26 protein-coding genes are annotated in these 26,745 nt (G+C 66.3%); 20 read left to right on the top strand and 6 right to left on the bottom strand.

Translation table 11 applies throughout. The features are described from left to right. Nucleotides 1-2: 2 nt before the first annotated feature. From ubiE to xrtB, 7 genes are all read left to right on the top strand, one after another. Complete coding sequence (gene ubiE, locus ASC76_RS02050) at nt 3-734, top strand: bifunctional demethylmenaquinone methyltransferase/2-methoxy-6-polyprenyl-1,4-benzoquinol methylase UbiE (protein ID WP_056461647.1); 732 nt, start codon at nt 3-5, stop codon at nt 732-734. Then, nucleotides 715-1,443, top strand: a complete 729-nt coding sequence (locus ASC76_RS02055) for a Tim44-like domain-containing protein (RefSeq protein ID WP_162247049.1) — start codon at nt 715-717, stop codon at nt 1,441-1,443. The genes ubiE and ASC76_RS02055 overlap by 20 nt, the downstream gene beginning before the upstream one ends. Nucleotides 1,444-1,717: 274 nt before the next feature. Beyond that, complete coding sequence (locus ASC76_RS02060) at nt 1,718-2,734, top strand: EpsD family peptidyl-prolyl cis-trans isomerase (protein WP_235580310.1); 1,017 nt, start codon at nt 1,718-1,720, stop codon at nt 2,732-2,734. A gap of 54 nt (nt 2,735-2,788) precedes the next feature. After that, the gene (gene epsE, locus ASC76_RS02065) at nt 2,789-3,616 is read left to right on the top strand and encodes a polysaccharide export protein EpsE (RefSeq protein ID WP_056461654.1); all 828 of its coding nucleotides are present in this window, start codon (nt 2,789-2,791) and stop codon (nt 3,614-3,616) included. 14 nt (nt 3,617-3,630) lie between these two features. Next, the gene (epsF, locus tag ASC76_RS02070; protein ID WP_056461657.1) at nt 3,631-5,058 is read left to right on the top strand and encodes a chain length determinant protein EpsF; all 1,428 of its coding nucleotides are present in this window, start codon (nt 3,631-3,633) and stop codon (nt 5,056-5,058) included. Further along, entirely contained in the window at nt 5,055-5,966 is a 912-nt protein-coding gene (gene epsG / locus ASC76_RS02075) for a chain length determinant protein tyrosine kinase EpsG (protein ID WP_056461660.1), read from the top strand. Before epsF ends, epsG begins: the two co-directional genes overlap by 4 nt. Continuing rightward, nucleotides 5,963-6,874, top strand: a complete 912-nt coding sequence (gene xrtB, locus ASC76_RS02080; RefSeq protein WP_056461664.1) for an exosortase B — start codon at nt 5,963-5,965, stop codon at nt 6,872-6,874. The genes epsG and xrtB overlap by 4 nt, the downstream gene beginning before the upstream one ends. Nucleotides 6,875-6,882: 8 nt before the next feature. Here xrtB and epsI read toward each other — a convergent pair whose 3' ends face one another. After that, a complete protein-coding gene (epsI, locus tag ASC76_RS02085) occupies nt 6,883-7,578 on the bottom strand; it encodes an exosortase-associated protein EpsI, B-type (RefSeq protein ID WP_082548638.1) in 696 nt (231 codons plus the stop codon). Nucleotides 7,579-7,842: 264 nt separating this feature from the next. Here epsI and ASC76_RS02090 point away from each other — a divergent pair, with 264 nt between their 5' ends. From ASC76_RS02090 to ASC76_RS02150, 13 genes are all read left to right on the top strand, one after another. Further along, on the top strand, nt 7,843-9,366 hold the full coding sequence (locus ASC76_RS02090; RefSeq protein ID WP_157615211.1) for an O-antigen ligase: 1,524 nt from the start codon (nt 7,843-7,845) through the stop codon (nt 9,364-9,366). Nucleotides 9,367-9,398: 32 nt separating this feature from the next. Next, nucleotides 9,399-10,757, top strand: a complete 1,359-nt coding sequence (locus tag ASC76_RS02095) for an oligosaccharide flippase family protein (RefSeq protein WP_157615213.1) — start codon at nt 9,399-9,401, stop codon at nt 10,755-10,757. A 98-nt stretch (nt 10,758-10,855) separates the two neighbouring features. Then, entirely contained in the window at nt 10,856-11,770 is a 915-nt protein-coding gene (locus ASC76_RS02100) for a bifunctional 2-polyprenyl-6-hydroxyphenol methylase/3-demethylubiquinol 3-O-methyltransferase UbiG (RefSeq protein WP_162247050.1), read from the top strand. Then, a complete protein-coding gene (locus ASC76_RS02105; protein ID WP_200947087.1) occupies nt 11,770-12,729 on the top strand; it encodes a glycosyltransferase family 2 protein in 960 nt (319 codons plus the stop codon). The genes ASC76_RS02100 and ASC76_RS02105 overlap by 1 nt, the downstream gene beginning before the upstream one ends. A 12-nt stretch (nt 12,730-12,741) precedes the next feature. Beyond that, a complete protein-coding gene (locus ASC76_RS02110) occupies nt 12,742-13,281 on the top strand; it encodes a serine O-acetyltransferase (RefSeq protein ID WP_056461682.1) in 540 nt (179 codons plus the stop codon). After that, nucleotides 13,278-14,267 carry a glycosyltransferase family 2 protein gene (locus tag ASC76_RS02115; RefSeq protein WP_056461684.1) on the top strand — a complete coding sequence of 330 codons (990 nt, stop codon included), beginning with the start codon at nt 13,278-13,280 and terminating at the stop codon, nt 14,265-14,267. The genes ASC76_RS02110 and ASC76_RS02115 overlap by 4 nt, the downstream gene beginning before the upstream one ends. Then, complete coding sequence (locus ASC76_RS02120) at nt 14,267-15,502, top strand: glycosyltransferase family 4 protein (RefSeq protein ID WP_200947088.1); 1,236 nt, start codon at nt 14,267-14,269, stop codon at nt 15,500-15,502. The genes ASC76_RS02115 and ASC76_RS02120 overlap by 1 nt, the downstream gene beginning before the upstream one ends. Continuing rightward, nucleotides 15,499-16,710, top strand: a complete 1,212-nt coding sequence (locus tag ASC76_RS02125; RefSeq protein WP_056461687.1) for a glycosyltransferase family 2 protein — start codon at nt 15,499-15,501, stop codon at nt 16,708-16,710. The genes ASC76_RS02120 and ASC76_RS02125 overlap by 4 nt, the downstream gene beginning before the upstream one ends. Further along, entirely contained in the window at nt 16,694-17,833 is a 1,140-nt protein-coding gene (locus ASC76_RS02130; protein WP_056461690.1) for a WecB/TagA/CpsF family glycosyltransferase, read from the top strand. Before ASC76_RS02125 ends, ASC76_RS02130 begins: the two co-directional genes overlap by 17 nt. A gap of 4 nt (nt 17,834-17,837) precedes the next feature. Then, entirely contained in the window at nt 17,838-18,437 is a 600-nt protein-coding gene (locus tag ASC76_RS02135; RefSeq protein ID WP_157615215.1) for a serine O-acetyltransferase, read from the top strand. Further along, entirely contained in the window at nt 18,434-19,726 is a 1,293-nt protein-coding gene (locus ASC76_RS02140; RefSeq protein ID WP_056461693.1) for a glycosyltransferase family 4 protein, read from the top strand. The genes ASC76_RS02135 and ASC76_RS02140 overlap by 4 nt, the downstream gene beginning before the upstream one ends. Nucleotides 19,727-19,843: 117 nt before the next feature. After that, nucleotides 19,844-20,731 carry a hypothetical protein gene (locus tag ASC76_RS02145; RefSeq protein ID WP_200947089.1) on the top strand — a complete coding sequence of 296 codons (888 nt, stop codon included), beginning with the start codon at nt 19,844-19,846 and terminating at the stop codon, nt 20,729-20,731. A gap of 21 nt (nt 20,732-20,752) precedes the next feature. Beyond that, entirely contained in the window at nt 20,753-21,601 is an 849-nt protein-coding gene (locus tag ASC76_RS02150) for a hypothetical protein (protein WP_157615217.1), read from the top strand. On the opposite strand, the gene ASC76_RS02155 is transcribed toward ASC76_RS02150, so the two are convergent. From ASC76_RS02155 to rfbB, 5 genes are all read right to left on the bottom strand, one after another. Further along, a complete protein-coding gene (locus tag ASC76_RS02155; RefSeq protein WP_056461701.1) occupies nt 21,592-21,963 on the bottom strand; it encodes a hypothetical protein in 372 nt (123 codons plus the stop codon). The genes ASC76_RS02150 and ASC76_RS02155 overlap by 10 nt on opposite strands. Nucleotides 21,964-22,033: 70 nt before the next feature. Continuing rightward, a complete protein-coding gene (locus tag ASC76_RS02160) occupies nt 22,034-23,332 on the bottom strand; it encodes a DUF1996 domain-containing protein (protein WP_157615219.1) in 1,299 nt (432 codons plus the stop codon). A gap of 530 nt (nt 23,333-23,862) precedes the next feature. Beyond that, entirely contained in the window at nt 23,863-24,753 is an 891-nt protein-coding gene (gene rfbA, locus ASC76_RS02170) for a glucose-1-phosphate thymidylyltransferase RfbA (protein WP_056461710.1), read from the bottom strand. Nucleotides 24,754-24,782: 29 nt separating this feature from the next. Next, nucleotides 24,783-25,679 carry a dTDP-4-dehydrorhamnose reductase gene (gene rfbD, locus ASC76_RS02175; protein WP_056461713.1) on the bottom strand — a complete coding sequence of 299 codons (897 nt, stop codon included), beginning with the start codon at nt 25,677-25,679 and terminating at the stop codon, nt 24,783-24,785. Continuing rightward, on the bottom strand, nt 25,679-26,743 hold the full coding sequence (rfbB, locus tag ASC76_RS02180; RefSeq protein WP_056461716.1) for a dTDP-glucose 4,6-dehydratase: 1,065 nt from the start codon (nt 26,741-26,743) through the stop codon (nt 25,679-25,681). Before rfbB ends, rfbD begins: the two co-directional genes overlap by 1 nt. Nucleotides 26,744-26,745: the final 2 nt, after the last annotated feature.

Here is a 26,745-nt window from a genome sequence, read left to right on the forward strand (position 1 = left end):
CGATGAGCGACACGCATTTCGGTTTCCAGACGGTCGACGAGACACAGAAGGCCGGTCGCGTTCGCGGGGTGTTCGACTCGGTCGCGTCGAAGTACGACGTGATGAACGACCTGATGTCGATGGGGCTGCACCGCGCATGGAAGGCCTACACCGTTGCGATCGCCAATCTGCGAGAAGGCCAGCGCGTGCTGGACATCGCCGGCGGCACCGGCGATTTGGCGCGGGCATTCGCGAAAAAGGTCGGCCCGACCGGCACGGTCTTCCATACCGACATCAACGAGGCGATGCTGCGGCAGGGCCGCAACCGCCTTCTGGACGAAGGTTTGGTGCTGCCTACGCTGATCTGCGACGGCGAAGCCCTGCCCTTCGGCACGGCAAGCTTCGACCTGGTCAGCGTGGCCTTCGGCCTGCGCAACATGACGCACAAGGAGCGCGCGCTGACCGAGATGAATCGTGTGCTGAAGCCGGGTGGTCGGCTGCTCGTGCTGGAGTTTTCCAAGATCGCGCCGCCGCTTGCCAAGGCCTACGACTGGTATTCGTTCAACGTGCTGCCCCGGATCGGGCAGTTGGTCGCCGGCGATGCGCAGAGCTACCGGTACCTGGCCGAGTCGATCCGGGTCCATCCTGGCCAAGCCGAACTCAAGGCCATGATGAAGGATGCGGGCTTCGGGCACGTGGACGTGCACAACCTCAGTGCTGGCGTGGTGGCGCTGCATGTCGGCATCAAGTGCTGAAACAGCGCGGCTGAGCGTGCTGCGGTTCGGCCGGTCGCCGTCCTGGTGCGTCGGTGCGCTGCTGCTGCTGTGCGCCAGCGATGCGAGCGCGGCAGCGTTGAGTCGCGTCGTGACGTCCGTCGGGGCGCTCGCCGCGCTGGCGGCTCTCCTGGTGATGAAGAGCTGGCCGGCCCACCTGCCGGCGTCTGCGTGGTCGATCGCCGGCGCGTTGGCCGCTGCAGCGGCACTGGCCGCATGGTGGCGCGTTCGGAGCCCCGTGCGCGCCGTCGCTGGTTCACCGCGAGTCCGGCGGCTCGGCCAGTTCGCACCGGCCGACCCGGTCCGGCTGCCGCCGGGAATGGACGTGGACAGCCTCACGGCACTGCTGCGGCGTCAGTTCGTCGATCTGCAGTCCGCTTGGGATCGTGGCGACATGGTCGCCTTGGGTGCGCTGGCCACGTCGGAAATGCTGGACGAGTTGCGGATGGAACGGCCGGCCTGCGCGGTGGCCGATCCCTGCGACGCCTCGACCGAGGTGGTGACGGTCCAGGCGCACCTTCTCGGCTATGAGTCGCTGGGGTCGGATGCGGTGCTCAGTGTCGAGTTTTCCGGCCTGATCCGGGAGTCTGCGGGCGGGGTGGCCGTACCTTTCAGGGAACTCTGGATGCTGACGCGGTCGAACGGACAGGTTGAAGGCTGGCGGCTGGCGCGCCACCAAGCCTTGCTATGAGGTGAATCGGCCGCGCCGAGAGCGCGACTAGTTCACGTTTTCTCGTGTGCATGTGGCGTTGGGTGCCCGGATAGGGGGTTGCTGGGCGGTCATGCTTCACAAGTACACTCCAAGTGGCTTGTGCAGGTGACGTCGGCGGGCGCTTTGTCGACGTTTCCCCGTTCGCCGGGACCGCGAACGCGAGGTCGCCGGGCACACCATTTGACGGTTTGGGAGCAATTTTCGAATGACATCAAGTTTTTTCGCGTCCGCGCAATTGGCCCGTCCTCGGGTCGTGCCCCTCACCGCATTGGTGATTGCGGTGGCTGCGCTGGCGCTGGCCGGTTGCGGCGACAAGAAGGACAAGGACAAGCCCGCTTCCCAGACGGCCGCGAAGGTCAACAAGGAAGAGATCACGGTCCATCAGATCAACTTCGTGCTTCAGCAGCAGCGTGGCCTCAAGCCGGAACAGGCGGCATCTGCCAGCAAAGTCGCGCTTGAGCGCCTGATCGATCAGGAACTTGCGCTGCAGAAGGCTCAGGATCAGAAACTCGACCGTGATCCGCGCGTGGTTCAGCAGCTCGAGGCCGCGCGCCGCGAGATCATCGCGCGTTCCTACGCCGAAAAGATCGCCAACGGGGCACCCAAGCCCAGTGCGGCCGAGATCAAGGCCTACTACGATGCGCATCCGGCGCTGTTCCGCGAACGTCGGGTCTACAACCTGCAGGAGCTGATGATTCAGGCCAAGCCTGAACAGGCGGCGGAACTGCAGGCGAAGCTCGCGGCCTCCAAGGGCGTGACCGAGTTTGCCACCTACCTGCGCGAGAACGACTTCAAGTTCACGGCCAATCAGGCCGTCCGTGCCGCCGAGCAGTTGCCATTGGCCAACCTGGACAAGTTCGCGCAGATGAAGGACGGCCAGACCATGTTCAACCGTGCGCCGACCGGTGCGCAGGTCCTGGTGCTCGTCAATTCGCGGAGCCAGCCGGTGGACGAGGCGCAAGCCACGCCCGCGATCGAGCAGTTCCTGTGGAACGAACGCAAGCGCAAGGTCGTCGAGGACGACCTGAAGGCGCTGCGCGGCGCCTCGAAGATCGAATACGTCGGCGAGTATGCGAAGGGCGGGGCGCGGGAAATCACGCCGCCGGCGCCCGCATCGGAAGCGGCCCCGGTCACCTCGATTGCGCCCCCGTTGCCGTCCGGTTCGATGCCGAGCGCAGCACCGCAGATCGAAGTCGAACCCATCAACACCGGGCCGGCTTCGTCGCCGAATACCGGTACCCTGGAAAAGGGAATCAAGGGATTCAAGTGAGCGCCTGTTCGCAACGCGCCGACCATTGATTCCATTGAAGCAAGAGATTCACCTATGCGCAACTTCCTTCGCCTGCTGCTCGTATCCTTCGCGCTCTGTTCCAGTGCTTTCGCGCAGACCAGCCCATCCGCCACTGCCGCCTCGGCGCCGAAGCCGGAGGCCATCCTCGGCGCCGGCGACGTCGTCAAGATCACGGTGTTCCAGCAGCCGGACCTGACGGTCGATGGCGGGCGCATTTCCGAGGCGAACCAGATCAATTTCCCGCTGCTCGGGAACGTCGTGATCGGCGGGCTGTCGGTCTCGGCAGCCGAACTGAAGATCGCCAAACTGCTGCGCGACGGCGGCTTCGTGTTGCGGCCGCAGGTGACGATCCAGGTCGGGCAGATCCGCAGCAGCGTGATTTCGGTGCTGGGCCAGGTGGCCAAGCCAGGGCGCTATCCGATCGAAACGGTGGGCGCGAAGGTCTCGGAGATGATCGCGGTCGCAGGCGGTGTGGTCCCTGGCGGCGCCGACGTGGTGACGCTGGTGGGAACGCGCAATGGTCGCCCCATCAAGCTCGACATCGACCTGCCGGCGATCTTGCAGTCCGGCAAGAACGAACTCGATCTGCAGGTGGAGAACGGCGACATCATCTATGCCGACCGGGCACCGAGCGCGTACATCTACGGTGAAGTCCAGCGCCCGGGGATGTTCAAGCTGGAGCGGGGAATGACGCTGATGCAGGCGCTCGCGCAGAGCGGCGGTCTGACGGCGCGCGGCACCCAGCGCGGCATCAAGGTCCATCGTCGCGACGCCAACGGCAATGTGGTGATCATGGACATCGGAATGAACGATCCGGTCGGTCGCGACGACGTGATTTACGTCAAGGAGTCCCTGTTCTGACGGGGCCGGCCAACATGTCGATCAAACAACTCCTTCGCGTCGTCTGGGCGCGCAAATGGCTGGTGCTGGCGCTGCTGATCGTGGTCAGCATCGCGGGCACGGTCACGACACTGCTGCTGCCCAAGCAGTACACCGCCGAATCGGCCATGATCGTCGAGATGCGGATCGATCCGGTGCTGGGGGCGCTCGCGCCCAGCCTGGCTGCGCCCGGCTACATGGCGACCCAGGTCGACATCCTGCGCAGTGAACGGGTCGCCTCGCGTGTCGTCAAGATGCTCGGTGTCGAGCGCTCGCCGAGCGCGGTCGCGCAATGGCGTGACCAGACCAACGCGAAGATCCCGCTCGAGCGCTACTTCGCGAACCTGCTGCAGCGTGGGCTCTCGGTCCAGCCGTCTCAGGGCAGCAACGTCATCAACGTGGCGTTCTCGGCCCAGGACCCGTTGTTCGCGCAGGCGGCGGCGAACGCGTTCGTGCAGGCGTACATGGACGTGTCGGTCGAACTGCGTGTCGCACCGGCGCGGCAGTCGGCCACCTTTCTCGACGAACAGACCAAGACCTTGCGCAGCAATCTCGAGGCAGCGCAGGCCCGCCTGTCCCAGTTCCAGCAGGAGAAGGGCATCGCTGTTTCCGACGAGCGGTTCGACCAGGACAACGCCCGCTATCAGGCCTTGAGCGCGCAATTGAGCGCCGCGCAGGCTGAGCGTGTCGAGGCGACGACCCGATCGCAGAATTCGGGTGCGGAAACCTCGCCGGACATCCTGCTCAACCCCGCGGTTCAAGCGCTGAAGAGTCAGTTGGCCACCGCGCAGACGCGCTTGACCGAGATCAGCGGCGTCATGGGCAAGAACCACCCGACCCGCATCCAGCTCGAAGCCCAGATCGGCGAGTTGCGGCAACAGATCGCCGCCGAGTCGCGCCGCGTCTCCGGCGGCACCTCGACGCAGACTCGCAGCGTGAACCAGAAGGTTGCGGAACTGCAGGCGATGGTCGACGAGCAGAAGAAGCGACTGCAGACCCTGCGCGCGGACCGCGACCTCGAGGCCGTCATCAAGCGCGACGTCGACACTGCGCAGCGTGCCTACGATGCGGTGAGCTCGCGGGTGGGCCAGTTCACGCTCGAGAGCCAGAACAACCAGGCCAACACGCGTCTGCTGAGCCCGGCGGTCGAGCCGCTCGAGCCGTCGCGCCCGAAGGTCATCGTCGGCATCATCGGCTCGGTGCTCGGCGGCCTGGCGCTGGGCATTCTGGCGGCGCTGGGCTGGGAATACATTGATCGCCGAGTGCGCGATCCCGAGGACATGGTTGTCATGGCCGGCGTGCCCGTGCTCGGCGTGCTGCGTCCCGAGGGCTCGAAGCGCCCGGTCTTCCGCCGCATGTTGCAGGTCGGGGGCATGCCCTCGCCCGGTCGGCCACTGCTGTCGGCACCTGGAGCCCATTCATGAAGATGACCGTCTCCATGTTGTCAGGCGCGCCGCGGGTCAGCCGTTCGCTCGGCGGCATCCTGATCGACAGCGGTCTGCTGAAGCCGGAGGACGCCGAGCGCGTGCTGCTGGTCCAGAAGGAACACAACCTGCGCTTCGGCGACGCGGCCGTGCGCCTGGGCCTGCTGACCGAAGCCGACATCCAGTACGCGTTGTCGCGGCAGTTCGCCTATGCGTATCTGCGCAAGGCGCCCGGCGAGAAGCGCCCGGTCAGCGAGGAACTGGTGGCGGCCTACGAGCCGTTCAGTTCGCGCGTCGAAGAACTCCGGGCCGTTCGCAGTCAGCTGATGCTGCGCTGGTTCGACAAGGCCGACCAGCGGCAGGTGTTGACGGTCGTGGGGGCGGAGCGTGGCGAGGGCCGCAGCCATCTGGCGGCGAACCTGGCGGTCGTGTTTTCCCAACTGGGCGAACGCACGCTGCTGGTCGATGGTGACCTGCGCCATCCGCGCCAGCACGAAATCTTCTTCCTCGAGAACAAGATCGGCTTCTCGACGGTGCTGTCCGGCCGCTCGCGCGAGGAGGCCATCGTCCGCATTCCCGATCTGGCCGGGCTGTGCGTGCTCCCCGCCGGACCGGTGCCGCCCAATCCGCTGGAATTGATCAATCGCCTGAACTTCGACGAGTTCATGATTCAGGCGAAGTCGACCTTCGACGTCATCATCATCGACACGCCGGCGTTGAGCGAAGGTGAAGACGCCGCGATGATCGCCGTGCGTACCGGCGCAGCCCTGGCCGTGGCGCGCAGCGCGCAAACCAAGGTGGCGTCATTCTCGGACATGGTTCAGGGCCTGATGAACGCGGGCGTCAGCGTCGTCGGCTCGGTGCTCAACGACATTCCGCGCTCGAAGACGAAGGGGAAGGCCGAGTGAGCACCGTGCTGCCCGGCCACGGCAGCCGGACCGAGGGACTGAAGCTGCCCGCCGAATGGCTGCTCGCGATCGCGGGCTTCCTGGCGCTGTACGCGCCGCTCTATTGGCGCGCCGCGCACGGCATCTGGCAGACCGAGGATCACGGCCACGGCGTGATCATCCTGATGGTGCTGCTGTGGTTGTTCTGGACCCTGCGCCACGAGATCGACAACGCCCCCGTTCGCCCCGTGCCGTGGCTGGGCTGGCCGGTGTTCATTCTCGGGTTGCTGATCTGCTTCGCCGGTCGCGTCTTCGACATCTCGATCCTGGAGTTCGGCGCGCAACCGTTCGTGGTCGCGGGTGCGCTGCTGCTGCTGCGCGGCACGGCCGCCGTGCGCGTGGCGTGGTTTCCGCTGATCTACTTCGTCTTCATGATCCCGCTGCCGGGCATGCTCGTCGATGCGATCACCGGCTCGTTGAAGAGCCTGATCGCGAACATCGTCGAAAGCCTGCTGTACACCGCCGGGTACCCGATCGCACGCAGCGGAGTGATCCTCTCGATCGGACCCTATCAGCTGCAAGTGGCTGACGCCTGCTCGGGCCTGCACTCGATGTTCAGCCTGTCCGCGCTCGGCACGCTGTTCATGTACATCATGGGGCGCAAGACCAAACTGCACATGGCCATCATGCTGGCGTCGATCCTGCCGATCGCGTTCGCGGCGAACATCGTGCGCGTCATCGTGCTCGTGCTGGTGACCTACTACATGGGCGACGAGGCCGGTCAGGGTTTCCTGCACGGTGCCGCCGGCATGGTGCTGATGCTGGTCGCGCTGGTGTTCTTCTTCTGCCTGGACATGGTGCTGGACAAGGTGCTGCCTGGTCGGGCAGCACCTCCGCCGCCGAGCCCGCCGGCAACGGCCCCCAGCTGATACGTCGATCAGCTCGGCGACGCGCCGGACGCGAGGCCGCTGAGCTCCCGGCGCTCCTTGGCCGGCACCGCGGACATCATGTCTGCGACGAACTTTTGCTGCATCTGGAAGCCGCGCTCGTTGTCGTTGTCTATCGACGAAATGCGGAAGAGCAGGCCATCGGGAATCTGGCCGGTCAGGCCCAGGCGAATCTGCGCCATCCGCTTCTGCAATGGCGTCTGAATCACGGTATCGCCCAGCGTCAGCCAATAGGTGATGGGCTCGTTGCGGGCGCCGAGGCTCGTCGTCAGGCGGCGAACGTCGATCGCCCCGAACGCGGTCGGCAGCTGCCCATCCTGAATGGTGCCGAGCTTGAAACCTTGCGCGGGATAGCAGACTTCCGGCCGGTGCGCCTGTAAACCGCCGCGTTGGTCGTCGCCGTAGGCGAGCGACAGCATGATCCGGTAACCCTGCTTGTTGACGTAGCTGCGCGTCAGGATCTGGCTGTACAACGAGTCGAGGAGTGCCTGGGTTTGCGGGTTCACGACCTGCGCGCCCTGGTCGGGCAAGAGCGTCCAGTCTCCGAAGCCACGTGGGACGATGGTCTCCAGCGACAGGTTCTTGCCCTTGTCGGAGGCCTTGGCGGAAGGCCGGGATGTGAAACCGGCGACCGAGACGCCGCACATGAGGACGGCGAGCACAACGGCGATTCGATTGGATTGCATGGCGATGATCCGAACTCGGGTGAAGCCATTGTGACCGAGCTTGCTGCCGTTGGTTCAACGGCGCAGCCGTCCTGCGGCCAAGGTTCGCTGGCTCGTGCGATGTGCACTGGTTGCGGTGCCCCTATTGGGGAGAACGAGCATGGTCTGAGCCACAATCGCGGCTGCGTGCCGTTCGCACGCGCTAACTTCCAATAACACCGCCGATGCTGAGTTCGACAAACCTGGATACGAACGCGCGCTTCGCGACGGGACGAAAGGGTGACCGTGCCTGAGTATCTGCGCGCGTTCGTCGTGATTCTGTTCCTGAGCGGTCTTACGTTCGTGACGGTCCGCAAGCCCGTGATCGCGTTGGGAATGGCCGCCGAAGATTTCGCTCGGCGGCGCAACGTATGGCTGGTTGTCACGGGCGCCGCGTTCCTGGCGCACAACTTCTGGGTCTTCACCTTGGTGCTGATTCCGGTGCTCCTGTATGCCCGCCAGCGCGAGCGCCAGCCTTTCGCGCTGTACCTGTTCGTGCTGTTCGCCGTCCCACCATTCGGCTCTGCCCTGAGCGGTCTGGGCATCGTAAACCAACTGTTCGAGCTGAGTTTCCCGCGCCTTCTGTCTCTGCTGGTGCTGCTGCCATGGGCGCTCAGCCGACGCAGCGCGGACGCGCCACGCATCGGCAAGATGCTGGCCGACTGGCTGCTGCTGGGATATGTGATGCTGCAGTTGTACCAGCAGTGGCAGGTCGATACCACGACGAACACCATGCGCTACGGCTTGTACGCTTTTCTCGACGTGCTCCTTCCCTTCTACGTGGCGAGCCGGTCCGTGCGAACGACGGCGGCGAGGCGCGAGGCTTTGCTGTCGCTCGTCGTCGCAGCCTTGCTGATGGCACCGATCGCAGCCTTCGAATTCAGCAAGCACTGGCTGCTCTACAGTTCCCTTCCAGACGCGTTAGGCATGAATTGGAATGGCGGCAGCTATTTGGGCCGCGGTCAGACCTTGCGTGCGGTCGTGACGACAGGCCACTCGATCTCGCTCGGGTACGTGATGATGATCGCCATGCTCGTGCATCTGGCGCTTCGACGCATCGTGCCCCAATCCCGTGTCTGGACGTTCGGAATGATCGGGTTGCTGATCGGGCTGATCGCGTCGGTGTCCCGCGGTCCATGGGTCGGGGCTTTGGTCGGCGTGATCGTGTTCGCCGCGTCGGGCCCGCGGCCTGGCACGCGTCTGCTCAAGCTCGCTGGCGCGGGTATCGCCGTGGCGGTGGCGGTGATGATTTCGCCGTGGGGTTCGTCTTTGATCGACTATCTCCCGTTCATCGGTCATGTGGACAGCTCCAATGTCGACTATCGCCAGCGGCTGTTCGAGCTGTCGCTTCTTGTCATCTCGCAGAATCCGCTCCTCGGCTCCCCGACGTTCATGTTTGCCGCACCCTTGCAGGAGCTGCGTAACGGCAACCTTATCGACATCGTCAACACCTATCTGATGGTGGCCTTGCAAAGCGGCTATGTCGGGTTGGCCCTATTCGTTGGCGTGTTCGCCAAGGCGGGGTTCTCGATCATCGCAGCACTGCGCGTCCAGCCCGATCGAGAAGCGGAGCCGTTTCAGCAGGGACGTGTGCTGCTGTCTGCGCTGGCGGCGATCATGGTGGCCATAGCCACGCTCAGTCCGGTCGGGTTCGTTCCGCTCATGTACTGGTGCATTGTCGGCCTGAGCCTCGGATATGCCGACGCGGTGCGTCGCCAATCCCCTGCAGTTCAGGTCGGCCTGTCGCGTTTCGCGACGCGCTCGCTGTGAGCCAGGGCTCCGTCGACGCTGCGCACACGCGCATGTCCGTTCCCACCGGCTCCCTGAAGCAGCGTGTCCTGAGGGCAGGCGGCTGGACGGCCGGCGGGTTTGCAATCAGCCAGACCTTGCGGATCGTCAGTACGCTCATCATGACCCGGCTGCTGGCGCCGGAGATGTTTGGGCTGATGTCGATCGCCGTGATGGTCAATGTGATCACGGCGCTCCTGACCGACCTCGGCATCACGCAGAACATCGTTCAAAGCCGGCGCGGCGAGGACCCCACCTTCCTCAATACAGCCTGGACGGTGCAGATCGTCCGCGGATTCATTGTCTGGGGTCTCGCGCTGGTCGTCGCGATTGCCATCTACTTCGGCGGGCGCGAGGGCCTGCTCAGCCCCGACACCGTTTACGGCAACCCGGTCCTGCCCTGGGTGTTGGCCGTGTCGTCGTTTTCCATCGTGATCGCCAGTTTCGCGTCCACCAACACGGCGATCGCCGAGCGACATTTCAATCAACGGCACTTGATCAGGATCGATCTCACCTCGCAGATCGTCTCTCTGGTCGCGATGGTGGTGCTCGGCCTGTGGACAGGCTCGATCTGGTCGCTGATCGCCGGGCAGTTGGCCGGTGGGGTGTGCGGAACGACGTTGAGCCATTTGATCCTGCCCGGCGAGCGCAATCGGTTTGGTTGGGACCCGAAAGCGCTGGGCGAGATCGTCGCCTTCGGCAAGTGGGTGTTCTTCTCCTCGTTCGTCGGCGTCTTTGCGCTTTACGCCGATCGGCTGGTGCTCGGCGGTCTGGTGCAAGCGAGCGTGCTGGGCCAGTTCGCCATCGCGAGCACGATCGTCGGCGCGGTTCAGGGCGTGTTCCAGAAGCTCTATGCGACCGTGGTCATGCCGGCCCTGAGCGAAACCGCTCGCAACGATCGGCCCCGATTGCGCGAAGTGTTCTACCGGCTTCGCGTCCCGACCGACCTGGCATTGTTGTTCGTCGCGGGAATGCTCGCCGCCAGCGGCAAGCTGGTGATCGGAATCTTGTACGACCACCGCTACGGCGATGCCGGTTGGATGCTGCAGATTCTGGCGCTTTCGCTCGTGTGGGTGCGCTACGGCGCGAGCCAGCAACTCTATGTCGCGCTCGGTGAGCCGAAGTACGTCGCGTTCCTGAACTTTGCCCGTTCATTCGCCGTGTTCGCCGCCTTGTTCGTCGGCTTCCGGCTCGGCGGCGTGGCCGGCGCGATCTGGGCGTTTTCGTTGCATCAGATCGTCAACGGCCTGATGACCTACTACTTCAATGCGAGCTTGAAGCTCAATGACTTCAAGCGCGAACTGTTGGTGCTCGTCGCGTTGCCCGTCGGGTACGGTGTCGGCTTGTGCATCAATCTGCTGCGTCCCACCTGAGAATGACCACGTCCCCGCCGCCCTTTCCCGAATTGCGCAGAAGTCCCCAACCGAGCTGTGCCCTGTGCGGTGGCACCGGTCGCGAAGTGCATGCAGGCGTGCCTGACCATTACTTCGGCGTTCCAGGGCAATGGAGCCTTCGGCAGTGCGACAACTCAAGCTGCCGGCTCCTCTGGCAGGATCCGATGGTGATCGCCGAAGACCTGGTACTTGCGTACAAGAACTACTACACGGTCGCGGCGCCATCGTCCAACGGCAGTCCCGCGTCGGTAGGGCTGACCCGGACCTTCTCTCGGCTCGATCGTCTGTTCACCAGGCTGCTGCGCCTGCAACCCGAACGCGATCGACACGCCAACACCTACCTGCACGATACCGCGCCGGGCGCGCTGCTTGACGTCGGTTGTGGAAGCGGGGACTTCGCCGCCCACATGCGGCGTCTCGGCTGGCGTTGCCAGGGCACCGAATTCGATCCCGACGCTGCCCGCCATGCGCGCGAGACCCACGGCATCGAAGTGGATCTCGGCGACATCAGCCAGATTCGTTACGAGGACGAGCGGTTCGACGCGATCACCGCGCGCCACGTGATCGAACACGTTCGCGAGCCCGCGGTCTTTCTCGCGGAGTGCTGGCGCATCTTGAAGCCGGGCGGCCGCCTGGTGCTGCTGACCCCGAATGCCGACAGCCTGGGTCACCGGCATTTCGGACCGCGTTGGCGCGGACTCGAGCAACCGCGTCATTTGTACCTGTTCAATCCGACGTCGATGCAGGCACTGTTCGAACGGCAGTCCATCGCGGGCGCCGACGTTTTTTCCTCGGCACAGGGCGCAAGCTATACCCTGAATGCCAGCGCGAAAACCGCCCAGGGCCTCATGCAACGCAGCATCGATCAGTGCGCCATCTGGTTCCTGCAGGTGGGCGAGACCGTGCTGACACGGCGAGGCGCGCAGGTCGGAGAAGACCTGGTCGTCATCGCCACCAAGCCCCGTGGACGCGCCGCAGCCGCTGCGCTCTGATGATGGACGATTTCGACGTTTCGGCGATCATCGTCAACTACAACACGCAAGCGCTGCTGCAGCCGTGCGTCGACGCGCTGCGCGCGGGCGCCGTCGGGCTGCGGCTGCAGATCATCATCGTCGACAACGGTTCACGCGACGGTTCCCAAGACTTGCTGCGGCGCGACTTTGCAGATTGCGAATTGCTCTTCAATACCGACAACGTCGGCTTCGGGCGCGCCAACAATCAAGCCGTGGCGTTGGCGCAGGGTCGCCATCTCCTGCTGCTGAACACCGATGCGTTCGTCGCGCCGGGTGGTGTGACCAGCACGGTGGCCTATCTCGACGCCCACCCCGAGTGCGGGCTGCTCGGGGTGCGCTTGGTCGGTCGGGATGGCTTGCTGCAACCGTCTTGCCGGTACTTTCCGACGCCCTGGAATGAGTTCGTCGGGCGTGCCGGCCTCGATCGCCTGTTCCCGCGCACGCGGATGATCGATGACATGGACTGGGACCACGCGTCGCCGCGTCCCTGTGACTGGGTGCCCGGTTGCTATTACCTTGTGCGCCGCAAGGTCGTCAATCAGGTCGGGCTGTTCGACCCGCGCTACTTTCTCTATTACGAAGAGGTCGACCACTGCCGCGCCGTGAAGGCTGCCGGCTGGCAAGTCACCTACTGTCCGGAAACGACCGTCGTTCACATCGGCGGGGAGAGTGCCAAGTCGGAGGGCGAGCTCACGTCGGGGGGGCGGCAGATCTCGGCGCTGCAGATCGAGAGCGGCCTGCTCTACTACCGCAAGCACCATGGTCGCCGGGGCCTGTGGCTCAACGTGATCCTGGGGACGCTCGCGGACGCACTGCTCGCGGCCAAATGGTTGCTGCGGCGTCGCCCGTTGCACGGCGTGCAGGCATTCTGGCTCCATACCACCACGATGTGGTCGCTGCTGCGTCGCACCGGCTGGGCGCACCGCCCGACCCGCTGAAGGGCCTCGACCGTGTTCGCGAACATCAAGCAAGATCTCCGCGCGCAGGGTGGCGATTTCGGCGCACAGGGCTTCTGGGCGCTGGTCGTGTACCGCTTCGGGCGCTGGCGCTACGGCGTTCGGCCGGCGTGGCTTCGCAAGCCGCTGTCGTTGATCTACAAGGTGCTGTTCAAGTTCGTGCAAATCCTGACCGGCATCGAGTTGCCGTGTGAGGCGGTCATCGGGCCCGGTTTCGTGATCGATCATTTCGGCGGCATCGTGATCAGCGGGTATGCCCGCTTCGGCGCCAATTGCCGGATTCGCAACGGCGTCGTGGTGGGCTTGGGGCGAGTGGACGAGCCCACGGCGCCGGTCTTCGGCGACAACGTGGACATCGGCGCCGGCGCGAAGGTGCTGGGGCCGATCCGCATCGGCAACAACGTCGTGATCGGCGCGAATGCGGTCGTTCTCTGCGATGTCCCTGACGACTGCCTGGCCGTCGGGGTCCCGGCGGTCGTCAAGCCTCGAACCCGCCGTACGCCGGCTGCGGCTGGCGGAGGTGATGCGGCATGACGGCCTTCGCGCAGAGCATTGTCGGCGTGATCGTCATCGGTCGAAACGAGGGCGAACGCTTGCGCCGCTGCCTTGCTTCCACGCTGCCCGACGCGACTGCGCTGGTCTATGTCGATTCCGGCTCGACCGATGGATCACCCGACCTCGCGCGGGCCATGGGTGCCGACGTGGTGGCGCTCGATATGAAGCAGCCCTTTACGGCCGCGCGCGCCCGCAACGCTGGCTGCATTCGGTTGCGTGCGCTGCTCCCGAATGTCGAGCACGTGCAATTCGTCGACGGCGACTGCGAGGTGGACAAGGCGTGGATTGCTCGCGCCAGCGCATTCCTGCAAGCCAATCCCGAGGTGGCCGCGGTCTGTGGTCGGCGACGGGAGCTGTTTCCCGAGCATTCCGTCTACAACAGGCTGTGCGACATCGAATGGAACACGCCGGTCGGCGAAACCAAGGCCTGCGGCGGCGATGTCCTGATGCGCGCCGATGCGCTGCAGCAGGTCGGCGGTTACCGCGACGAGTTGATCGCCGGCGAGGAGCCTGAATTGTGTGTCCGGCTGCGCGCGAGAGGGTGGCGGATCTGGCGGCTCGACGCGGAGATGACGCGCCACGACGCGGCGATGACCCGATTCGTCCAGTGGTGGCGACGTTCGAAGCGCGCGGGCTTCGCATTTGGCGAAGGGGCCCGCCTGCATGGTGCGCCGCCCGAACGCCATTGGATGCGCGAGGCGCGCAGCGCGTGGGTGTGGGGGGCGTTGATGCCCGTCGCGACGATCGCCGCGGCCATCGCGTGGGGCCCGCCAGCATTGCTGGGATTCCTCGTCTATCCGTTGCAGGTGGCACGGCTCGGTCTGGGACTTTCGGGACTAGGCCCCGCGCGTTGGCCACGTGCCCTGTTCCTGGTGCTCGGCAAGTTCCCGGAGGCGCAGGGACTCTTTCAGTCGTGGTGGATGCATCTTCGCCAGCGGCGCGCGGTGCTGATCGAATACAAATGATGAGTTCCTCACCGCCCTCCGGGCTGCGCGTCGCGTACCTGATCAACCAATATCCGAAGGTCAGTCACAGCTTCATTCGTCGCGAGATCCAGGCGCTCGAGCGCCAAGGGCTTGAAGTCGTGCGCTTCGCCGTGCGCGGCTGGGACGATGCGTTGGCCGATCCGGCCGATGTCGCTGAACGCGCCCGAACCAGGTACCTGTTGCAGGGAGGCTGGCTGCCGCCCCTGTGGATGGCGCTTCGCCTCGCGCTCACGCGGCCGAGGTTGTTTGCCGGCGCAGTAAGCCTGGCATGGTCGATGTGGCGAAATTCCGATCGCACGCTGTTTCATCACCTCGCTTACCTGGTCGAGGCGGCGGTGCTGGTCGCGTGGTCGGCACAGGAACGCGTTGCTCACCTGCATGCCCACTTCGGCACCAACCCGGCCGAGGTGGCGATGTTGGCACGTGCGCTTGGCGGTGCGCCCTACAGCTTCACCGTGCACGGGCCGGAGGAGTTCGATCGTCCGCTCGCACTCGGCCTCGGCCAGAAAGGGAAGGACGCGGCGTTCGTCGTGGCGATCAGTTCGTTCGGCCGCAGCCAGTTGTTTCGTTGGCTGCCCTTGACGCACTGGGAGCGCGTGAAGGTCGTCCACTGCGGTCTCGAGCCGGCGTTTCACCAGGCGGTGGCGCGCTCCGGCGGCAAGTCTGCGCGCCTGGTCTGCGTAGGCCGGCTTTGCGAGCAGAAGGGGCAACTGCTGCTTGTGGAAGCGCTACATCGGGTGATCTCGCGCGGCACGCCCTGCGAACTGGTGCTGGCCGGCGACGGCGAGATGCGCGCAGACATCGAGACGCTGATCGAGCGATTGGGGCTGCAGCCCCATGTCCGCATCACCGGCTGGATCGGGAGCGCGCAGGTCCGAGACGAGATTCTCGCGTCGCGCGCGCTCGTGCTGCCGAGCTTCGCGGAGGGGCTGCCGGTGGTCATCATGGAAGCGATGGCATTGCGCCGGCCCGTCATCACCACCTACGTTGCCGGCATCCCGGAACTGGTGCAGGACGGTACGAATGGATGGCTGGTCCCGGCAGGCGACGTCGACGCGCTCGCCGATGCGATGGTCGCCTGCCTCGGTGCAGCGCCGGAGGCGCTCGAGCAGATGGGCGACGCCGCGCATGCGCGTGTGCTGGTCCGGCACGATGTCGATCGCGAAGCGGAGAAGCTGGCGGCGCTCTTTGGCGCTTCGAGGGTCGCGGCGTGAGCGCGCGCGAGTTCGTTGGCTTGGTGCTGCTGTTGCTGACGTGCGTTGCCGCGTGGCCCGCCGGTCTCCTGTGCGCGCAAGTCGTGGCCGCCGGGTGGAAGCGCGAGCGTCATGCATCTTCGCCCGCGGTCGAAAACCCGAGCCGCGTGCCCTATGCGGTGGTGATGCCCGCGCACGACGAAGCTGCCGGTATCGGCGCCGCGATCCAGGCCGTTCGCGAGCAACTGGGCGATGCGGATCGCCTGCTGGTCGTGGCCGACAACTGCAGTGACGAGACCGCAGAGATCGCTCGGGCGGCCGGTGCCGAAGTCACCGTGCGCACCGACTTGCAACGTCGAGGCAAAGGCTATGCCCTCGACCACGGCGTGCGCTGGCTCGAGCAGGCGCCCCCCGGTGTCGTGATCATCGTGGACGCGGACTGCATCGTCGCGCCGCGTGCACTGGAGCGCCTGGCTAACCGATCTGCATGCACCGGTCGTCCGGTGCAGGCGCTGTACCTGATGCATGCGCCTCCGGGTGCGCCGTTGCGGCTGCGCATCGCCGAGTTCGCGTGGCGGATCAAGAACCGCCTGCGCCCGTTGGGCAGCTCGGTCTTCGGCTGGCCGTGCCAGTTGATGGGCACGGGCATGGCGTTCCCCTGGCCGCTGATCCAGGCGGCGCCGCTGGCCACCGGCCACCTCGTCGAGGACATGCAGCTCGGGCTGGACCTCGCAGCCGCCGGTTCACCGCCCTTGTTCTGCGCACAGGCGCTGGTCAGCAGCGTGTTCCCGAGCGACTCGGAAGGCGCGCGCGCGCAGCGCACGCGTTGGGAGCATGGTCACTTATCGGTCATCGCCAGCGTGGGCCCGCGCTTGCTCTCGCAAGCCCTGAAGCGCCGCGACGGCATGCTGGCGGCGATGGCACTGGACCTGATGGTGCCGCCCCTCGCGGCACTCGTGCTGGGGCTCGTGGGGTTTGCGTTCGTCGACGGGTTGTGGTGGTGGTTCGCGGGCGACGCGCGCGCTTTCGCGCTGGCGGTATTCGCCTTGCTGGTGCTGGTCGCGGGCGTGCTGCTGGCCTGGTCGAGCGATGGACGGCAGAGCGTCTCGCTGCGCGAACTCCTTGGGCTCCCCGGGTACGTCGCTGCGAAAATCCCGGTCTATGTTCGCCTGTTCACCAAGCGCCAGATCGAATGGGTACGCACCAAGCGCGATGACCGCTCATCCTGACTCTCACGTCGAGCACGCGGTGCCGCCGCGCCGCGCCAATTTCGGCCGCACGCTGGTGTGCATTCTCGGTCTGCCGTTCGACGCAGTCGATATCGCTCAGGCCGTGCAACGCATCCGTGACGCCGCGTTCGGCGGACAACGCTGTTTCGTCTCGACGCCGAACCTGAATTTCGCGATGGCGGCTCAGCACGATGCGGCATTTCGCGACTCGGTGTTGCACAGCGATCTCAGTCTGGTCGATGGCATGCCGCTGGTGTGGATCGCGCGCGCATTGGGACGTCCGATTCGCGAACGCGTCTCGGGCGCCGATGTCTTCGAGGCGCTCGCAGCGCACGCGGGGCCGCCGGTGGACGTCTTTCTGTTCGGTGGCCCGCCGGGCGCCGCAGCGCAGGCCTGCGAGCGGATCAATCAGCGTGCGGGAGGCGTGCGCTGCGTGGGTTTCGACGCGGCAGGCTTCGGATCGATCGAGGCGATGAGCAGCGACGCGCAGATCGACCGCATCAACCGCAGTGGCGCCCACTTCGTCGTCGTCGCGCTCGGTGCGGCAAAAGGGCAGGCGTGGATCGAGCACAATGCGCCGCGACTCGCGGCCCCGGTGCTGTCGCATCTGGGCGCGGTGGTGAACTTTGCCGCCGGCACCGTCCAACGAGCACCGCGCTGGGTGCAGGCCGCCGGTCTCGAGTGGTTGTGGCGCATCAAGGAGGAGCCGGCGCTGTGGCGACGCTATGCACGCGACGGACGGGCTGTGCTGAGCGTGCTGCTGACCTGCGTTCTGCCCGATGCGATCCGCACGCGCCGCCGGGATGCGCAAGCTGTGGGGAGTCTGGACGTGCTGTGCGAACCGCGCCGCGACGTGCTGCGTCTGCAGGGCGATTGGCGCGATGGCGCGCACCTGGAGACGCTCAGAAGCGCGCTTGCGAAGCTCGCCACGAATGTCGAGCGCGGTCTGGGCGTCGATCTTGCCGGCGTGACGGATCTGGGCAACGAGTGCACTGCGCTGCTGCTGTGCGCGCGGGGTTGGTGGGATCAACGCGGCGGGTTCGCGGTGACCGCCAGCAGTGGAGCGGTGCGGGCGTCGTTGCGTCGTCGTCTGGCCGCGCGCGTGTTGTTGGGAGCCGATTGATTCCATGAACGGTTTGAACTCCAGTTCCGGCCTCGGGACTGCCGCGACCGCGGCCGCGCCGGCGCGCAGTCCGCCGTCACCGCACGCGCCCGATTGGTCGCGCGAGGCCAAGGCATTCTGGGCCTGGGATCCGTCGCGCTCATTGCTGGCCAGCCTGCGCACCTACCAGCGGGTGCGTCATTCGGCCCGACCTGATCACGTGCTGCGGCGCTGGCTTGCGGTGCTGCGCCACCGTTTCTGGAGCGTTGTCACCGGCGCGGACGTTCCGTTGGTCTGCCGCATAGACGGCGGGCTGCTGATGCCGCATCCCAATGGCATCGTCGTGCATCCCGATGCGCGGATCGGTCCGAACTGCCTGCTGATGCAACAAGTCACGCTGGGGACCGGCGGGCCGCTCACGGGCGCCCCCATACTGGTCGGCCATGTGGATATCGGCGCCGGCGCGAAGGTGCTCGGCGGCGTGACGCTCGGGGCGCACGCGCAAGTCGGCGCCAACGCCGTCGTGCTGCGCGACGTTCCGACGGAGCGAACGGCGGTCGGCATTCCGGCTCGCATCGTCGAACCCGCGGCGATCGCGCTGGGCACGCAGGACGCCGCGCCATGACGGGCGATGAACCGCGCGTGCTGATTGCCGCGGAGCACGCGTCCGCCAGGTTCGGCGGCGAGGCGGCGCTGCCGCTTCACTACTTCCGCGTGCTGCGCAGCCGCGGCGTCCCAGTGTGGCTGCTGACCCACGCGCGCACGCGGGAGGAGATGGTCGCGCTGTTTCCCGACGAACAGCGGATCCATTACATCGAAGACACCGCATGGCACCGCGCGATGTGGCAGATCGGGCGACGCCTGCCGGACCAGATCTCGTATTTCACGACCGGTTTCCTGTCGCGACTGTCCACGCAGCTGGCCCAACGTCGGCGGGCACGGCGCCTGGTGCGCGAGCACGGCATCACCGTGGTGCACCAACCGATGCCCGTTTCGCCGCGCGAGCCGTCGATGCTGTACGACCTCGGTGCGCCCGTCGTCATCGGCCCGATGAACGGCGGCATGGATTACCCGCCGGCATTCCGGCGCAACCGCGGCCCCGCCGAGCGGACGCTGCTCGGCTTGGGACGCCGCGCGGCCAGCCTGCTGAATCGGCTGATGCCGGGCAAGCGCCGCGCCGCAACCCTGCTGGTGGCCAACCTGCGCACCCGGCAGGCGCTGCCCGCCGGCGTGTGCACGCATGTCGTCGAGCTGGTCGAGAACGGCGTGGACCTGAGGCTCTGGAATGCGGCCGACCTGGAGATTTCGGACCTGCCGGCATCCGAGGTCGTGACCTTCGCGTTCATGGGGCGGTTGGTCGACTGGAAGGCGGTGGATTTGCTGCTTCGGGCGTTCGCCCAGGCGCGCACGCGAGCGCCGATGCGCCTGTGGATCCTGGGCGATGGGGCCGAACGATCGAGCCTCGAAGGGCTCGCCGCCGAGTTGCAGATCGCCGGCACCGACGATACGGCCGAAGGGCGTGTTCATTTCGCGGGCTGGATGCCGCAGGCCGTGTGCGCTCAGCGCCTTCGACAGGCCGATTGCCTCGTGCTGCCGAGCCTGCTGGAATGCGGCGGCGCGGTCGTGCTCGAGGCGATGTCCATGGGCAAGCCCGTGATCGCCACCGCGTGGGGCGGGCCGCTCGACTACCTGGATCCGAGTTGCGGTGTGCTGGTCGCACCGGGCTCGCGCGCCGACATGGTCGATCGTTTCGCCGCCGCGATGGCGGCCATGGCAGCATCGGCTCCTCTGCGGCTTCGCATGGGCCGCGCAGGTCTGGTCAAAATCAAGCAGCAATTCGACTGGGAGCTGAAGGTCGACCGGATGATGGCGGTGTACCGCGACGCCGCCACCCGCCACGCGACCCGAGGCTGACAGTCAACAAGAACAGGAAACTCCATCAGCATGACCCCTTACCAGCCATCACCCGGCGTTCGACGATCGGTCTACTGCGTTCTCAGCGCGCGGTCGCTTCCCTATGCCGACAAGGCCATGGAAAGCCTGGTTGCGCACAGCGCCGATGACATCGACCTGACGCTCATCACCGACGGCGACGGCGACAAGACCGCCCTGGTCGGCGCGATGCAAAGACTCGACGTGCCCGCGCGTCACACTTGGCGCGTGTGTGCGCAACAGGAAGCGGACGATCTGGCGAGTTCGGCGTTGACGCGTCACCCGAACATCGCCGCGTTCCGATTCGGGCATCCGTGCTGGCGCAAGATCACCGACCCGCTGCTGTTCGCTGCGCCGGGCGCCGAGATGGTGATCCTCGACCCGGACCTCTACTTTCCAAACCGCTTCCGTTTCGAGCCGACGCCTGCCACTGGCTTGTTGTTGATGCACCAGCCGCCGAGTTGTCTGTTGCCTCACGAAGTCGTCATCCGCGCGTACGACCAGGGCATCAAATTGGCGCACCACGTCGACATCGGCGTCGCGCAGGCGCGCAACAGCTTCGACCTCGACTGGCTCGACTGGCTGATCGAGAAGCTCGGCGGAAAGACGCTGCCGCGTGCGATGCACATCGAGGCCATCGTCTGGGCGGCGCTGGCGATGCGCGAGGGTGGGGGCTACCTCGACCCCGAGCACTGGCATTGCTGGCGCAATTCCCAGTGGAAGCGGCTCGCGCTGCGACTCGGCGCGTCCGGTCGCTCGGTGCTGCGGGTCGAGCACTTCGACCGCATGAAGTGCTTCCACGGCGGTGGCGTCGCCAAGTGGTGGGTGCCCGAGGCGCTGAAGGCCGGCGACCTTCCCCCGGCGACGGAGATCCGCGAGGTCCGGTCTCCGATGCCGTTTGAAGAGTTGACGCGACAGGCGTACGAATCGACCCAACGCTTGAAGGCGTTGGCGCGTCGCATGGGCTACTACCGACTGGTCAAGTGACCCTCCTGAAAAAAGTTCGCGATGAAGTTGCTGTGGAAACTGGTACGGGGCGTATTCCGTTCGGACTGGTCCAAACGGATGGCGCGCTGGGCGTTCATGCGCTCGATCTTGCCGATGGTCGACCAGGGTCCCGACATCTCTCGACTGCGCGTCCTGGTGCTCGGTGTTTACCTGGCGGATCGACCCAACACGGCCGCTCACCTGGTTCGGGAGTTCGCAGCTGGGCACCGTTTGGATGTCGAACAACGCTGGGCTGCGATGGGTTCAGCAACCGACGATCCGGTGGTGCAGCGCGTGACCGTGCTCACCGTCCAGCAACCCACCCCCAAGTTCGCACTGATCAACAGCCTGATCGCCGGTCTTGATGTCGACCGCTTCGATTACGTGCTGGTCGTCGATGACGACATCCACGTGCAACCGGGCTTCCTGAGCGCGTTCCTCCTGCGGCAACGAGCATTCGGCTTTGCCCTGGCACAACCGGCGCGCGCATGGCACAGCTATTTCGACCATTCCTTCGCGCTGCGTCGGCCCTGGCTCGCCGCACGCCAGACGCGTTTCGTGGAATGCGGGCCGCTCGTGTCTTTCAGCCGGGATGCCGCGCGCCTGTTGATCCCGTTTCACGCCGAGAGCGAGATGTGGGGCATGGATCTGGTCTGGCCCGTGGCACTCGAACGCGCGGGTCTGACGTTGGGCATCGTCGACGAAATCGCGGTGGACCACAGCGTGCGGGGCCAGGCCACCTCTTACGACCGGTCGACCGAACTGGCGGCCATGAGCGACTTCCTTGCTCGCACGCCTCACATCGCTTCGGAAGACGTCTTCAAGGTGGTCAAGCGATTCCGTCCGTCCGATCGAACGCGCTATCTCTGAGGAGGATAAAGAAAATACTTCGATACCGGGCCCCAGTCGCTGCCCGGGATCTTCCACTCCAGTTGTGCGTCCGGCGCGGCGCCTTCCACGACGATGTAGTAGGGTCGTCCGACGTCGAAATCGAGCACCGACTGCCTCGCCACGGTCAGGAAGACTTTGCCGCCGCCGCGAACCCGGAACTCATGCTTGCCCGGCAACATCGAGACGATCCAGCCCTTGCCATCCTTGAGGCCGGTGCCCGGCCCGAGGCGTCCGCACGACCCTTGCGCATGCGCGCGCTGGGCCTCCCGGTCGGTCGGTACCGGCGTCAGTGCGAACGCATTGGCCGCGACGCAGAGCAGTAGAGAAAGCAGGACTTTCATGAGGTGTGCGTCCGAGGGCACCGGCAGGTAGCCATCGAACGCATCCGTTGCGGTTCGTCAATCGGGCGTGTCAGAACATCATCCGCCCGTCACCCAGCAGGTGGCTGTGGCAGTCCTTCAGATTCTGGATGCAGTTCTTGGCCCAGGTGTTGCTGATCGTAGCGTCCCAACCGTTGAACCAGTCGGCATGCGACGAATAGCCACCCGGCAGGCTGGGGTCGTAGTTGTCGGACGACAGCCGCCAGCGCTTCGGCGCGTTCAGTTCTTTCACGACGTAAGCGACGTTGAACGTGATCGAAGGGATCGGAACCGGATGAGTCGCCGGGCAGACGCGCATGAACCAGCCTTGGGTGCTCGTCGGATCCGGAACGAGAACCCCGTAGCTCATGTGGCTCTTGTGGTCAGGCGAATCGAGATTGACGCCGTCCCAGCAGGTCGGGAAGAAGATCTCGCTCCACATCGTCGCGCCGACGTCGCAGTTCGGGATCACCGAACCGTACTGGTCGTTCGAGTTGTTCGGGCCGCCGATGCACTTGAAGCGCATGCTGAACACGTCGGGGTGAGGGGCAGATGCGTTCGGGTCACCGGCGATCATCCGCAGTCCGGTGGGGATCGGGTTGGTCGCCGCAGCGCCCATCAAGCTCATCTTGTAGTAGACGCCGATGCTGTCGGGGACGATCGGAGTGCCGTCCTTGGTGTCGATCATGGTCGGCACCCAGTAGGCTGAACGGTTGGCGATGCCGCCACGGCAGGTGGAATTGCCGCTCGTGCGAAGCGATTCTGGCGTGGAGTCGGCATTGACACCCGTGTTGCCGAAAAACGTGTGCAGGTGGGACTTGCCAGCCTGGCCGGGAAACACGATCGGATCGTCGAAGCTCATCTTCGACACCGTGCAGGTGGTACGGAACGCGCCCTCGCCAGCGGGTGCGACCTCGGTGGTCGCTGCCACATTGAACGTGCCGACGCCATTGGAGGGGGCGGCCAGCTTGCTCGTGTCGATGTACGGCATGAACGAGGAGGTCGCCGGGGCCGGGGCGGGCGCAGGCGCAGGCGCGGGAGCGGGAGCGGGAGCGGGAGCCGGCGCGGGTTCGGTGATCGGGGCGGGCGCGGGTGCCGGGGCCGGAGCGGGCGCCGGTGCCGGTGCAGGCGACGTGGTCGTCGTGGTCGTCGTCGTGTCCTTGTTGCGCCCGCGGCCGTTCCCGCCCGCGGCCTGGAGTTGGGACATCGAGCCGTCGGCCGTCAGCGAATCGACACCGAGCGACGCGGCGCCATCGCCGCCGCCGCAGGCGGACAGCACGGCGGCAAAGAGGACACACAGCGCGGTCGGCGCTGCAACGGAGGGGCGGGTGGGGCTGCGGTGCTGGTTCATGTCGGTCTCTGCTCGTCGTGAGATCACCACCTCGCGCGCGCGGCGCGCACGTGCGTTGTGGTGAAGGGCTGCGAGAGGACCGACGGAATCGGTATGGCGCGGGACGCGCGGTTCGCGGGAAAGAACCACCCGACTGGCATGCAATTCGGCTGGTGATGTCTGTATCGGAAGGGCGGGCGTGCGCCTTGAACGGTATTGAGGCCGTGAAATGTTTCGTCAGTAACATCCCGTAAGCGCAGCCCCGACCAAAGCGGGTCATGCGTGAGCGACAGGAGGGACATGGCCGTCGGTGGCCGGGGAGCCGGCGCCAGATTCAGGAACGGCTGACTCAGTGCAGGGGACGTGCCGATCCGGATCGCGTGCGGATTCGGACCCGGCGCGTCGCGTTTCAGGCGGAGCGGCGCCCGGGGCTGTAGCGGCTTCTTACATTCGCGACCGCCGCTGGCGCACCGCCGGGGAGGTCGATACCTGGGTTACGAGTCGACACAGCTCGCAACACGCCGCGCATCCCGCGCGGGCGTGTGCCCCGATCAGTAGACGCGATCGACCAGCAGCCGCTTCAGGTACTGGCCATACCCGTTCTTCAGCATCGGCTGCGCCAGCGCTTCGAGTTGCGCGGCGTCGATCCAGCCGGAGCGGTAGGCGATCTCCTCGGGGCACGCCACCTTGAGACCTTGCCGCTTCTCGAGCGTCGCGATGAACTGGCCGGCCTCCAGCAGGCTGTCGTGGGTGCCCGTGTCCAGCCACGCATAGCCGCGTCCCATGATCTCGACACTGAGCTGGCCCTGTCGAAGGTAGACCGCGTTCAGGTCGGTGATCTCGAGTTCGCCGCGGGGCGACGGCTTGATCTGCGCGGCGATGTCGCAGACCTGCTCGTCATAGAAATAGAGCCCGGTGACGGCGTAGTTGGACTTCGGCGCCTTGGGCTTCTCCTCGATGCTGAGGGCACGGCGTTGCGCATCGAACGCGACCACGCCGTAGCGCTCGGGATCGGTGACGTGGTAGGCGAACACCGACGCGCCGCTCGTGCGCGCGGCCGCGACCTCGAGCTGGCGCTGCAGGTCGTGGCCGTAGAAGATGTTGTCGCCCAGCACCAGCGCGCTCGGCTGGCCGGCGATGAACTCGCGGCCGAGGATGAAGGCCTGTGCCAGGCCGTCCGGGCTGGGCTGGACGCAGTAGCTGATGTTCAGGCCCCAGCGGCCGCCATCGCCGAGCAGCGCCTCGAAGCGCGGGGTGTCCTGCGGCGTGCTGATCAGCAGGATGTCGCGGATGCCGGCCAGCATCAGCGTGGCCAGTGGGTAATAGACCATCGGCTTGTCGTAGACCGGCAGCAGCTGCTTGCTCATCGCCAGCGTCGCCGGGTGCAGCCGGGTGCCGGAGCCGCCGGCCAGGATGATGCCTTTGCGATTGGGAGGGGTCATGGCGCAGTCAGTTGAAGTGGAAGGGGCGCTCAGCCGAGCACCTCGGTCAGCATGCGCTCGACGCCGCTCTGCCACGCCGGCAGGTGCAGGCCGAACGTCTCGCGAAGCTTCACGGTGTTCATCCGCGAGTTGCCGGGCCGACGGGCGGCGGTGACGAAGGCGCTGGTCGGCACCGGCTCGATCGCGCCCGGCGCGACCCGCAGGTCCTGCCCGTGGGCGCGCGCGAACTCGATCACGTGGCGGGCGTAGTCGAACCAGCTCGTCTCGCCGGAGGCGACGGCGTGGTACGTGCCGGCGACCTCGGGGCGCTGCGCCGCTGCGCGCAGCACATGGGCGCTGATGTCGGCAAGGAGGTCCGCGCCGGKGGGSGAGCCGATCTGGTCGTCGATGACCGTGAGGCGGTCCCGCTCGCGGGCGAGCTTCAGCATCGTCTTGGCGAAGTTGCCGCCGCGCGCCGCGTAGACCCAGCTGGTGCGCAGGATCACGTGGCGGCAACCGCTCGCGCGGATCGCGTCCTCGCCCTCCAGCTTGGTGGCACCATAGACGCTCAACGGGCCGGTCGGCGAGTCCTCAACCCAGGGCGTGCTGCCGCTGCCGTCGAACACGTAGTCGGTGCTGTAGTGCAGCAGCCAGGCGCCCAGCGCGGCCGCCTCGCGGGCGATCACCGCCGGCGAGGTGGCGTTCAGGGCGCGCGCCAGCGCGGGCTCGCTCTCGGCCTTGTCGACCGCGGTGTGCGCCGCGGCGTTCACGATGATCTGCGGCGCCACGGCGCGCACGGTCGCGGCGAGCGATTCGGGCTGCGAGAAGTCGGCGCGCAACGGCCCGGGGGTGTCGAAGTCGAGTGCGACCACCTCGCCCAGCGGCGCCAGTGCGCGCTGCAACTCCCAGCCGACCTGGCCGTTCTTGCCGAGCAGCAGGATCTTCATCAGGCGGCCCGCGCGCTGTAGTTCGTGTCGACCCACTCGCGGTACGCGCCGCTCTGCACGTGCTCGACCCAGCCGGCGTTGTCCAGGTACCAGCGCACGGTCTTGCGGATGCCGGTGTCGAAGGTCTCGGCCGGTCGCCAGCCCAGTTCGCGTTCGACCTTGCGCGCATCGATCGCGTAGCGCCGGTCGTGGCCGGGACGATCCGTGACGTAGGTGATCAGCCGGCTGTAGCTGCCGGCCGGGTCGGGCCGCATTTCGTCAAGCAGGGCGCAAACGGTGTGGACGATCTCGATGTTCGGCTTCTCGTTCCAGCCGCCGATGTTGTAGACCTCGCCCGGCCTGCCGCCGGCCAGCACTGCGCGGATCGCGCTGGCGTGGTCCTTCACGTAGAGCCAGTCGCGCACCTGCTGGCCGTCGCCGTAGACCGGCAGCGGCTTGCCGGCGAGGGCGTTGACGATCATCAGCGGGATCAGCTTCTCGGGGAAGTGATAGGGCCCGTAGTTGTTCGAGCAGTTGGTCGTGACGACGGGCAACCCGTAGGTGTGGTGCCACGCCCGCACGAGGTGGTCGCTCGCGGCCTTGCTGGCGGAGTAGGGGCTGTTCGGCTCGTAGGTGTCGGTCTCGGTGAACGGCGCGTCGGTCTTCGACAGCGAGCCGTACACCTCGTCGGTCGAGACGTGGTGGAAGCGGAACGCCGCCTTCGCCGGCGCATCGAGTGCCGACCAGAACGAGCGCGTCGCCTCGAGCAGCGTGAACGTGCCTTCGACATTGGTCTTGATGAACGCCGCCGGCCCGTGGATGCTGCGGTCGACATGGCTCTCCGCCGCGAAGTGCACCACCGCGCGCGGCCGGTGCTCGGCGAACAGGCGGTCGAGCAGGGCGCGGTCGCCGATGTCGCCCTTGACGAACACGTGGCGCGCGTCGCCCGTCAGCGACGCCAGGCTCTCCAGGTTGCCGGCATAGGTGAGGGCGTCGAGGTTGAGCACCGGCTCATCGCTGCCCGCGAGCCAGTCCAGCACGAAATTGGCGCCGATGAAGCCGGCGCCGCCTGTGACGAGAATCATGT

The sequence above is a fragment of the Rhizobacter sp. Root404 genome (assembly GCF_001425865.1).
In the GTDB taxonomy this organism is placed as follows: Bacteria; Pseudomonadota; Gammaproteobacteria; order Burkholderiales; family Burkholderiaceae_C; genus LMDS01.

Coding starts and splice junctions, on each gene's coding strand:
- ubiE (WP_056461647.1), top strand. CDS start 3: ATGAGCGACACGCATTTCGGTTTCCAGACGGTCGACGAGACACAGAAG.
- ASC76_RS02055 (WP_162247049.1), top strand. CDS start 715: ATGTCGGCATCAAGTGCTGAAACAGCGCGGCTGAGCGTGCTGCGGTTC.
- epsE (WP_056461654.1), top strand. CDS start 2,789: ATGCGCAACTTCCTTCGCCTGCTGCTCGTATCCTTCGCGCTCTGTTCC.
- epsF (WP_056461657.1), top strand. CDS start 3,631: ATGTCGATCAAACAACTCCTTCGCGTCGTCTGGGCGCGCAAATGGCTG.
- epsG (WP_056461660.1), top strand. CDS start 5,055: ATGAAGATGACCGTCTCCATGTTGTCAGGCGCGCCGCGGGTCAGCCGT.
- epsI (WP_082548638.1), bottom strand. CDS start 7,578: ATGCAATCCAATCGAATCGCCGTTGTGCTCGCCGTCCTCATGTGCGGC.
- ASC76_RS02095 (WP_157615213.1), top strand. CDS start 9,399: ATGTCCGTTCCCACCGGCTCCCTGAAGCAGCGTGTCCTGAGGGCAGGC.
- ASC76_RS02105 (WP_200947087.1), top strand. CDS start 11,770: ATGATGGACGATTTCGACGTTTCGGCGATCATCGTCAACTACAACACG.
- ASC76_RS02115 (WP_056461684.1), top strand. CDS start 13,278: ATGACGGCCTTCGCGCAGAGCATTGTCGGCGTGATCGTCATCGGTCGA.
- ASC76_RS02120 (WP_200947088.1), top strand. CDS start 14,267: ATGAGTTCCTCACCGCCCTCCGGGCTGCGCGTCGCGTACCTGATCAAC.
- ASC76_RS02130 (WP_056461690.1), top strand. CDS start 16,694: ATGACCGCTCATCCTGACTCTCACGTCGAGCACGCGGTGCCGCCGCGC.
- ASC76_RS02135 (WP_157615215.1), top strand. CDS start 17,838: ATGAACGGTTTGAACTCCAGTTCCGGCCTCGGGACTGCCGCGACCGCG.
- ASC76_RS02140 (WP_056461693.1), top strand. CDS start 18,434: ATGACGGGCGATGAACCGCGCGTGCTGATTGCCGCGGAGCACGCGTCC.
- ASC76_RS02145 (WP_200947089.1), top strand. CDS start 19,844: ATGGAAAGCCTGGTTGCGCACAGCGCCGATGACATCGACCTGACGCTC.
- ASC76_RS02150 (WP_157615217.1), top strand. CDS start 20,753: ATGAAGTTGCTGTGGAAACTGGTACGGGGCGTATTCCGTTCGGACTGG.
- ASC76_RS02155 (WP_056461701.1), bottom strand. CDS start 21,963: ATGAAAGTCCTGCTTTCTCTACTGCTCTGCGTCGCGGCCAATGCGTTC.
- ASC76_RS02160 (WP_157615219.1), bottom strand. CDS start 23,332: ATGAACCAGCACCGCAGCCCCACCCGCCCCTCCGTTGCAGCGCCGACC.
- rfbA (WP_056461710.1), bottom strand. CDS start 24,753: ATGACCCCTCCCAATCGCAAAGGCATCATCCTGGCCGGCGGCTCCGGC.
- rfbB (WP_056461716.1), bottom strand. CDS start 26,743: ATGATTCTCGTCACAGGCGGCGCCGGCTTCATCGGCGCCAATTTCGTG.